Here is a 9,081-nt window from a genome sequence, read left to right on the forward strand (position 1 = left end):
ATGAATGTCGCGGACAGCCCCCGCTACCGGAAGATCACCCTCACCGTGGACGGTGAGGAACGGACACTCGAAGTCGACACCCGCACGACGCTGCTCGACGCGCTTCGCGATCACCTCGGGGTGACCGCGCCCAAGAAGGGCTGCGACCACGGCCAGTGCGGCTCGTGCACCGTCCTCCTCGACGGCAGACGGGTCACGCCCTGCCTCACGTTCGCGATCGCCCACGACGGGGACCGCGTCGTCACCGCGCACGGGCTGGCCGACGGAGAGGTGCTGCATTCCGTTCAGCAGGCGTTCGTCGAGCAGGACGGACTGCAGTGTGGTTATTGCACGCCCGGTCAGATCTGTTCGGCGATCGGGATGTTCGACGAGTTCCTGGCCCTGCACCCGAGCGCCGTCACCGAGAACCTGACCGCTCCGCCCGAACTCACCGACGACGAGATACGGGAGCGGATGAACGGAAACCTCTGCCGGTGCGGCGCGTACCCGAACATCCTCGCGGCGATCAGGCAGGCGGCGGAGGCGTGATTCCCTTCGATTACGAACGGGCCACCGACGTCGACAGTGCCGTCGCCACGGTCACGGGTGACCCGCGGGCGTCGTTCCTCGCCGGCGGCACCAACCTCGTCGACCACATGAAGCTCGGGGTGGCGCACCCGCATCTCCTCGTCGATGTGAGCCGTCTTCCCCTCGACGACGTCGCCGAACTCCCGGACGGCGGGCTCCGTATCGGGGCGGCCGTCCGCAACAGCGATCTCGCCGCGCACGACGTCGTCCGCGCCCGGTACCCGATGCTGTCGCGCGCACTCCTCTCCGGTGCGTCGGGCCAGCTGCGCAACGTCGCGACCACGGCGGGAAATCTGCTTCAGCGGACTCGCTGCGTGTACTTCCAGGACGTCTCGACGCCGTGTAACAAGCGGGAGCCCGGCACCGGGTGTTCCGCGATCGGCGGTTACGTCCGCTACCACGCCATTCTCGGCGCGTCGGAGCACTGCGTCGCGGTGCACCCGTCCGACATGGCCGTCGCGATGACGGCGCTCGACGGTGTCGTGGTGGTGCGCAGTGCCGACGGTGACCGGCGAATCCCGCTGAGCGAGTTCTACCGGCTTCCCGGGGACCGGCCCGACCGCGACACCGTCCTCGCGCACGGTGATCTCGTGACGGCCGTGGAGCTGCCCCCGCCGCCTGCCGGGAACCGGTCCGCGTACCGGAAGGTGCGTGACCGTGCCTCGTTCGCGTTCGCGGTGGTGTCGGTGGCCGCCGAGCTGACGATCGGGGACACGTCGATCACGTCGGCGCGGGTCGCGCTCGGCGGGGTCGCGCACCGACCCTGGCGTGCCACGCTCGCCGAGGAGGTCCTCGTCGGGTCGCCGCCCACGGAGGCCACGTTCGCCGAGGCCGCCGCAGCGGAACTCGCCGCGGCACAACCGCTTCCGGGAAACGAATTCAAGGTCGCGCTGACCCGCCGGGTGCTCGCGTCGGTACTTCGTTCACTCGCCGAGGAGGCGCGCCGATGACCCTCGTCGATCCGAAGGTGATCGGGACCTCCGCCGAACGGCTGGACGCCCACGACAAGGTGACCGGCACGGCGTTGTACGCGTTCGAGTACCCGGTGGAGGAGCCGACGTATCTGCATCCGATCCTGTCGACGATCGGACGCGGCCGGATCACGGCGATGCACACGGCCGACGCGGAAGCCCTGGACGGGGTGCTCGCGGTCCTGACGGTGTTCGATGCGCCCCGCCTCGCAGACACCTCGGACGGGGAACTCGCGATCCTGCAGGACCCCGAGGTCCACTTCCGCGGCCAATTCGTGGGTGCGGTGGTCGCGGAGACACCCGAGGTCGCCCGGCACGGCGCGAGCCTCGTGCGTGTCGACTACGACGTGGAATCCCACGACACCGACTTCCATTCCGGCCGGGACGACCTGTACGCCCCCGAAGACGTGAACGCGGGGTTCCCAACCGACACCGAGGACGGCGACGTCGACGCGGCACTCGCCGCCGCCGCGGTCACGGTCGATCAGGTGTACTCCACCGCGATGGAACACAACAATCCGATGGAACCGCACGCCGCCATCGCCCGATGGACCCCGGGCGGCAGCGGACCGGTTCTGACGCTGCACGATTCGACGCAGGGCGTCCACTCCGTGCGGCAGACGCTGGCACCGCTGTTCGGACTCGAAGTCGAGCAGATGCGGGTGATCGCCCCGTACGTCGGCGGCGGCTTCGGCTCCAAGGGACTGCCGCACGCGCACGACGTACTCGTGGTGCTGGCGGCGCAGCGGGTGGACGGCCGGCCGGTGAAGTTCGCGCTCACCCGGCAGCAGATGTTCGCCCTCTCCGCGTATCGCACCCCGACGGTGCAGCACATCCGGCTCGGGGCGGATGCGGACGGACGGCTGACCGCGCTCTCCCACGAGGCGATCGTGCAGTCCGCGAAGATCAAGGAATTCGCCGAACAGGCGGCAGTCCCGTCGCGGCTGATGTACTCCGCGGGCACCCGGTACACCACCCACCGTCTCGCGTCCCTCGACGTGCCCGCCCCCTCCTGGATGCGTGCGCCCGGCGAGACCCCGGGCATGTTCGCGGCCGAGGTGGCGATGGACGAACTGGCCGAGGCCTGCGGACTCGACCCGATCGAACTGCGGATCCGCAACGAACCCGACGTCGACCCGAGTACGGGCCACCCCTGGTCGGGTCGGCGCCTCACCGACTGCCTGCGGGAGGGCGCCCGGCGTTTCGGGTGGGCGGACCGCGACGCGACGGCGCGGGCCCGGTCGGACTCCGAGTGGCAGGTGGGGATGGGCGTCGCGTCCGCAACGTATCCCGCCAACACGTCACCGGGATCGGTTGCCCGGATCGTGTACGAATCCGACGGCACGTACACCGTGCAGATCGGGTCGGTCGACATCGGCACCGGCGCATGGACCGCGCTCACGCAGATCGCCGCCGACGCGCTGGGCTGTCCCCTCGACGCGATCGTCCTGCAGATCGGCGACACGAATCTTCCGTCGGCGACCGTCGCAGGCGGCTCCACGGGTACCAGTTCCTGGGGCAGTGCGATCGTCGCGGCGGCCCGGGCGTTCCGGGACCAGCACGGCACGTCCCCCGCCCCGGGCGCGGCGACGAGTGCGGGGACGCCCGACAACCCCGACGCCGACAAGTTCGCGCTCCACTCGTTCGGTGCCCACTTCGTGGAGGCGCACGTCCACCGGGACACCTGCGAGATCCGCGTCGAACGCATGCTCGGGGTGTTCGCGATCGGCCGGGTGATCAACACCCGCACGGTTCGGTCGCAACTCCTCGGCGGGATGACGATGGGGATCTCGATGGCGCTGCACGAGAGCAGTGTGAACGACCCCCGGTTCGGTCACGTCGTGACCCAGGACCTTGCCTCCTATCACGTCAGCACGCACGCCGACATCAGGTACCTCGACGCGGTGTGCCTCGACGACGTCGACGAGCACGCCAATCCGATGGGATCGAAGGGCGCCGGTGAGATCGGCATCGTCGGGGCAGCGGCCGCGGTGGCGAACGCTGTTCGTCACGCCACCGGGGTGCGGGTTCGGAAGGTGCCGATCCACCTGGACGACCTGCTGCCCGGGTGATCGACCGGTGCTACTGCACGCCCCACGCCTGCGCGAGGGAGGTGCGCAGGTGACGTTTCATCGCGCGGATCTTCTGGACATCGGTGGACTTCGGTGCGAGTCCCTCGAGCACGAGTTCCATGAAGCGTCGGCGGCTGACACCGAATCGCTCCAGCAGTTCCGCCGCGCTGGCACCACCGAACGGTGCCCACTGGATCGCGAAGCTGATCATCCACCGGGCATCCGAGCTCACCGAGTGCATCTGCGCGAGCAGATCGCATCGGCGAAGCGCCAGGCGCAGCCAATCGGTGCCGAACGCTTCCTCCGGTTCCTCTGTGATCTGTGTCGTCATGCCGCTCACCGCTGACCGGCGGAGCGGACCGCGAACACCGGCAACTGTTCCGCCGTCGACGCGGGACGGAACTCGACGCGAACCGGACAGTCGGACGGTGCCGGGACGTCGCCGTCGATCCAGGTGTACACCCATGGTCCCTCGTCGAGTTCGACGATCGCGATCGTGCACGGGACGAGGCCACGGTTGGTCTCGTTCACCTCGCGGTGGACCACCTTCGAGGACACGATCGATCCGACGCCGCACGACGGGACCCGCTCGAGGTTCGAACCCTGACACGCGGAGCAGGTGGCCATCAACGGCGCGAGCAGGGTCGTGCAGTTGAGGCAGCGCTGGATCATCAGTTCGCATTTCTGGGCAAGACCCTGCCAGCGGGTCATGCCGTCCGTGGTCACGCCGTCACCCCCGTGAATTCCTGCCCCACCACCTCGTCTGCCATTCGGCTTCCCCCGATCCACACAAGACACCGGTCGGTGTGCGCCCGACGGAGGATCGGGGGCCGTGGAAGTTGGGGGTCGGGCTTTCGGTGCGTTCGGGGATCAGTGGACATCGGGGGCCTCGGTCTCGAGCCGGATTGGGGGGACGCGTACGAGCATCCCGTCCGCGGCGGCGAAGTACAGCGGCTGAACGACCCGGGGACATACCTATTTCGTCCCGTGCGGGTGCCCGGTCAGGGGTGCGGGTCCTGTGCGTGTTCGACAATCCACGCCGCGATCTGGGTGCGCGAGTTAAAACCCAGTTTCGCGAGAATGTGCTCGACATGCCCCTGCGCCGTGCGCTGCGAGATCACCAACCGGGCGGCGATCGCCTTGTTGGTGAGCCCGTCGGCGACCAGTTCCGCGACCTGCCATTCTCGTCGGGTCAGGTGCGTCGCCCCGTTCGACGCCGACACCGCCTCCGGTCGCTGCTCGTCGAGCGCATAGGCGACCGCATCGTCGAACGACGTGTGCATGCCGTGGTCGAAGGCGGCGTCGAATGCGCGGTCCCCGATCACGGCGCGTGCCTGCTGCTCGCATTCGGCGTGGTGGACGAGCAGGTTCGGGTAGACGGTGCTCGGGTTGCCCACGGTCTGCGCGACGGCCTCCGCGGCGCCCATCAGCTCGGCGGCCTGCTGGGCCCGGCCGGAGCCGACGGCGACCCAGGCGAGCACCTCGAGTGCCCCGCACGCGCTGATCCGGTCGTCGACCAGGTGGGACAGCCGCAGCCCCTGCTTCACGTAGTCGTCGGCGAGGGCGAGGTGTCCGCGCTGCCACGCCGCCATTCCCGCCGCCCACAGCGACCAGCCCCGGTACACGGACTCGCCGTGCGCCTCGGTGAGCGCGAAGATCTCGGACCCGCACATCTTCGCCACCGCCCCGTCACCCTGCATGCCGCTGACCAGTGCCACCCCGAGCAGTCCCCACGTCAGTTGGAGCAGGTTGCCCTTGTCGCGGAACTCGGCGAGTGCCTCCTCGAAGCAGGCCCGTGCGCGGGGGAGGTCCCCGGCGAACATGGCGCAGCACCCGGCGGCGTGGACCACCAGGGCACGCATCAGCATGTCACCGTTCCGCTCGGCGAGGACGACCCCCTCGTCGACCAGCGCTTTCGCGGCCTCGCGGTCGCCGTGCATGCCCGCGAGCACACTGTCGACGTACAGCGCCTCGATCCGTTCCCGGCTCGCGCCACCCGGGTGCCGTCCCAGCAGCTGTCCGAGCCAGCGGCGACCCTCACGGAGCAGTCCGCGGGCGCGCCAGTACGGGTACAGTGCGGCGGCGATCCGCAGCCCCGTCTCGGCCTCCCCCGGCTCGGTCAGGCAGAAATGGAGAGCCGCCCGCACGTTCAGCGTCTCCGCGTCGAGCCGGCCGATCCACATCACCTGCCGGGGACCGATCCACTCGGCCTCGCACTGCACCACCAACTGCTCGTACCAGTCGCGGTGCCGCCGCCGCAGCGACACGTACTCCCCGGTCTCCTGCAATTTCTCGCGGCCGTAGTCGCGCACCGTCTCGAGCAGGTGGTATCGCACCGCCGGCCCCGACTCCTCGCGGATCAGGATCGACTTGTCTATCAACGACGCCACCACGTCGAGGACGTTCTCCACCGGCAGGTCCCCGGCGCAGATTCCCTCCACGGCGTCCAGTTCGAAGCCGCCGGCGAACACCGACAGTCTCGCCCACAGCTCGCGTTCCTCCTCGGTGCACAGCTCGTGGCTCCAGTCGACGCACAGCCGCAGGGTCTGCTGCCGGCTCGGCGCGCCCCGCGATCCGACCGTCAGCAACCGGTAGCGGTCGGTCAGTCGCTGCAGGATCTGTTCCGCCGACATCACCCGCAGCCGCACCGCCGCCAGCTCGATCGCCAACGGCAACCCGTCCAGCTGGCGGCAGATCCGGGCCACCGCCACATGGTTGTCCTCGGTGAGTTCGAACTCCGGCACCGCCGTGGCCGCCCGCTCGACGAACAACGTCACCGCCTCGTACTGCGGCAGGCCCTGCAGTGACGAGCGTTCGGGTTCGGGCACCGTCAACGGCGGCACCCGCAGTACCGCCTCGCCGCCGATGGCCAGCGGTTCGCGGCTCGTCGCGAGGATCCGCAACTCCGGGCAGCTCCGCAACAACGTCTCCGACAACGCGGCGGCCGCGGCGACCACGTGCTCGCAGTTGTCGAGCACCAGCAGCAGTTGCCGGGTGGCGAGGTACTCGGTCAGCAGCACCTCCGGGTTCCCGGAGCGCTGCTCGCGCAGTCGCAGTGCCGTCGACACGGCGTCGACGAGTGTCGTGTCGTCGTCCAGCTCTCCCAGTTCGACCAGCCACACGCCGTCCTCGAATGCGCGACTCGCATCGGCAGCCACCCGCAACGCCAGCCGGGTTTTCCCGACCCCGCCGATCCCGGCGAGCGTCACCAGTCGTGACACGGACAGCAGACGTCGCGCCTCGGTCACCTCACGGCGACGGCCGACGAAACTCGTCAGTTCGTGGGGCAGATTTCCCACTGTGCCCTTCACTGCCGCCGGCATCACACCGTCACTCTCGACTCGCAGCCCCCTGCGCACACGGTACTCCCGGTGCGCGGCGGCAACGACGCTTTCGGCTGCGGGTCCGCGAGTTTCGGGTCACCGCGTCCAGCGGGTGGGCGCCCAGCGGCCGGTGTAGGACCGGATGCGGTTGGCGCGGCGGGCAGGCCGCCGCGTGCCGGCCTCGGTCAGGCTGTGCGGGATCATGGCGATCCGGGTGCCGTCGACCACGTAGGCGGCCCCGGTGACGAACATTGCGCCCGGCGCGGTCAGGTACGACGCGACGGCGGCGACTTCCCGGTCGTCGGGGCCGGGCGACGCGAAGTCCGGTTCGACCGCGGGCACCACGACCGAATTGACCGTGATCGAGTATCGCGCCAATTCGGCGGCGAGCAGACCGGTGAGTCCGCCGAGACCGGACGACGACGGGACGATGTTGACGATCCGGCCGCCCCCGCCACTTGCGATCATGTAACGGACGGCGCGCTGCATGCACTCGACGGCCGTACTGCCGGGGCAGCTGACGAGAACGCCGATTCCGCCCAGCTCACGGGCGAACTCGTCGACGGCGGCCGCGGAGTCGGGCAGGTCGGCCAGGTCCATGCGCTGCACGGCCGCATTCACCGATCTGGACCGGACGTCGGCGGCGGTGGCTTCGGCGCTGTCCCGGTCCGCGGCGTAGGCGAGGCCGATGTGGAACCCGTCGTCCGCGAGCGCCAGTGCGACCGCTCGGCCCATCGGCGAGTCCGATCCCGTCACGACTGCGGTGCGTGTGCTGGGGTGCATGGATTCGGAATACCCCCTGGCAGATCTGCTCAAACGCTCAACTTTCGGACTGCGTACGGGCAGAACATAATCCGACGACGAGCCGCACACGCGACCCGTCGCGGATCGACGCCCACCGTCAGCAGTTGGACGGCGCCGGATCGCCGCGGAACCGGGCATCGAGGTAGTCCAGGGCGGTCGGAAGGCCCAGCACGGCGGTGGTCAGGTGGTCGGGACTCGGGAACAGATCGGACTGCACCGTGACGCCGGCGGCGCAGTATCGCGCGACGGTCGCCTCGATCGAGTCGACCGGAATGAGTACGTCTGTCGGGCTGTGCCATTCGAAGATCGGCGCGGTCGGAACCCCCGGATACAGCTCGACACTGTTCTCGTTCAGCACCTCCCAGGCCTGCGGGCTGCTCATGAGGTCGGTGGTCCTGGCGACCTCCGTCGCGCTGCGCCCTGCGCCTGCCGCGAGGATGCCGTTGGTGCACGCGTTGACCATCTCGTCGCGCATCGCCAGGCCGCGATCGTTGAGTTGCTCGCTGATCGGAAGGCGGTCCGGGTACTCACGCTCGAGTCCGAGTGCCGCCGCCATCGCGAGGCCGAACGCCGGGTGCGGTTGCATGCCGAGGCCGTTGGCCATCTTGCCGATGTTCATGGGCACACCGCCCTCGGCGACACCGACGATGTTCAGTTCCGGCGCGTACGTGGGGGCGAGCGCCGCAGCCCACGCCGACGCCATGCCGCCACCGGAGTACCCGGCCAGCGCGACCGGGCTCTCCGCCACGGCGAGTTCGGGCACCCGCTGAACCGCGCGGATGCCGTCCAGGGTAATGGTTCCGCCGAGTCGTGCGGCACCGTACGCACTGTTCGGGCCGAGGTGGTCGGGAAGCGCGACCGTCCAGCCGCGTTGCAGTGCGAGGTTCAGTGCCGGCGCCTCCTTGATCTGGAGGTCGGGATCGTTCGAATACAGGGTCCGCGACGGCGCGCACCGCGGTCCGAGCGCGTTGATGATGTGCTGATACGACAGCAGCGGCCCGTTCACCGCCCGGGTGCGGGGAACCAGCACGGTGGTGACCGACGAGATCGGGTGGTCCTCCGAGTTGGTGGTGCGGTACTTCACCTGCCAGACGTCGGTGTCGGGGAAGGCGAGCAACGGCGGCATCGGCCGGACCACGAGCGGCTCGCCGACCGCCGTATCCGCCAGACCCTGCGGCTGCAGGTAGAAGGGATCGGGGTCGGATGCGGGATAGATCGGCACAGCAGCCGCGACTCCGACGTTCGCGACGGTGGCGCAGGCGACGAATGCGGCACACAGTGCACCCGCGGTGAGGCTCGAGATACGTGAGCGCTTCATGCCGCCTCCTAGTTTGCGTAGATCGA

At 69.5% G+C, this 9,081-nt stretch carries 8 protein-coding genes; 3 read left to right on the forward strand and 5 right to left on the reverse strand.

The window, feature by feature from the left end:
• The 3 genes from ACLIVD_RS18935 to ACLIVD_RS18945 are packed head-to-tail and all read left to right on the forward strand — an operon-like array spanning position 1 to position 3,610.
• Positions 1-528: a 2Fe-2S iron-sulfur cluster-binding protein gene (locus ACLIVD_RS18935; RefSeq protein WP_283332473.1), complete on the forward strand. Its 528-nt coding sequence runs from the start codon at positions 1-3 to the stop codon at positions 526-528.
• Positions 525-1,517: an FAD binding domain-containing protein gene (locus tag ACLIVD_RS18940; protein ID WP_283352795.1), complete on the forward strand. Its 993-nt coding sequence runs from the start codon at positions 525-527 to the stop codon at positions 1,515-1,517. The genes ACLIVD_RS18935 and ACLIVD_RS18940 overlap by 4 nt, the downstream gene beginning before the upstream one ends.
• Positions 1,514-3,610, forward strand: coding sequence for a xanthine dehydrogenase family protein molybdopterin-binding subunit (locus ACLIVD_RS18945; protein WP_283352794.1), 2,097 nt, complete (start codon positions 1,514-1,516; stop codon positions 3,608-3,610). Before ACLIVD_RS18940 ends, ACLIVD_RS18945 begins: the two co-directional genes overlap by 4 nt.
• A gap of 10 nt (positions 3,611-3,620) precedes the next feature.
• On the opposite strand, the gene ACLIVD_RS18950 is transcribed toward ACLIVD_RS18945, so the two are convergent.
• The 5 genes from ACLIVD_RS18950 to ACLIVD_RS18970 form a co-directional block, all read right to left on the reverse strand.
• Positions 3,621-3,941 (reverse strand): hypothetical protein, encoded by a 321-nt coding sequence (locus ACLIVD_RS18950; protein ID WP_105417505.1) that lies wholly within the window; start codon positions 3,939-3,941, stop codon positions 3,621-3,623.
• A 5-nt stretch (positions 3,942-3,946) separates the two neighbouring features.
• Positions 3,947-4,336: a Zn-ribbon domain-containing OB-fold protein gene (locus ACLIVD_RS18955; RefSeq protein ID WP_105417507.1), complete on the reverse strand. Its 390-nt coding sequence runs from the start codon at positions 4,334-4,336 to the stop codon at positions 3,947-3,949.
• Between the two features lie 275 nt (positions 4,337-4,611).
• Positions 4,612-6,969, reverse strand: a complete 2,358-nt coding sequence (locus ACLIVD_RS18960; protein WP_283332476.1) for an ATP-binding protein — start codon at positions 6,967-6,969, stop codon at positions 4,612-4,614.
• Between the two features lie 60 nt (positions 6,970-7,029).
• Positions 7,030-7,716, reverse strand: a complete 687-nt coding sequence (locus tag ACLIVD_RS18965) for an SDR family NAD(P)-dependent oxidoreductase (protein WP_283352792.1) — start codon at positions 7,714-7,716, stop codon at positions 7,030-7,032.
• Between the two features lie 118 nt (positions 7,717-7,834).
• Complete coding sequence (locus tag ACLIVD_RS18970; protein WP_280783141.1) at positions 7,835-9,055, reverse strand: lipase family protein; 1,221 nt, start codon at positions 9,053-9,055, stop codon at positions 7,835-7,837.
• Between the last annotated feature and the right edge of the window lie 26 nt (positions 9,056-9,081).

The organism is Rhodococcus sp. G6(2025), assembly GCF_058628105.1.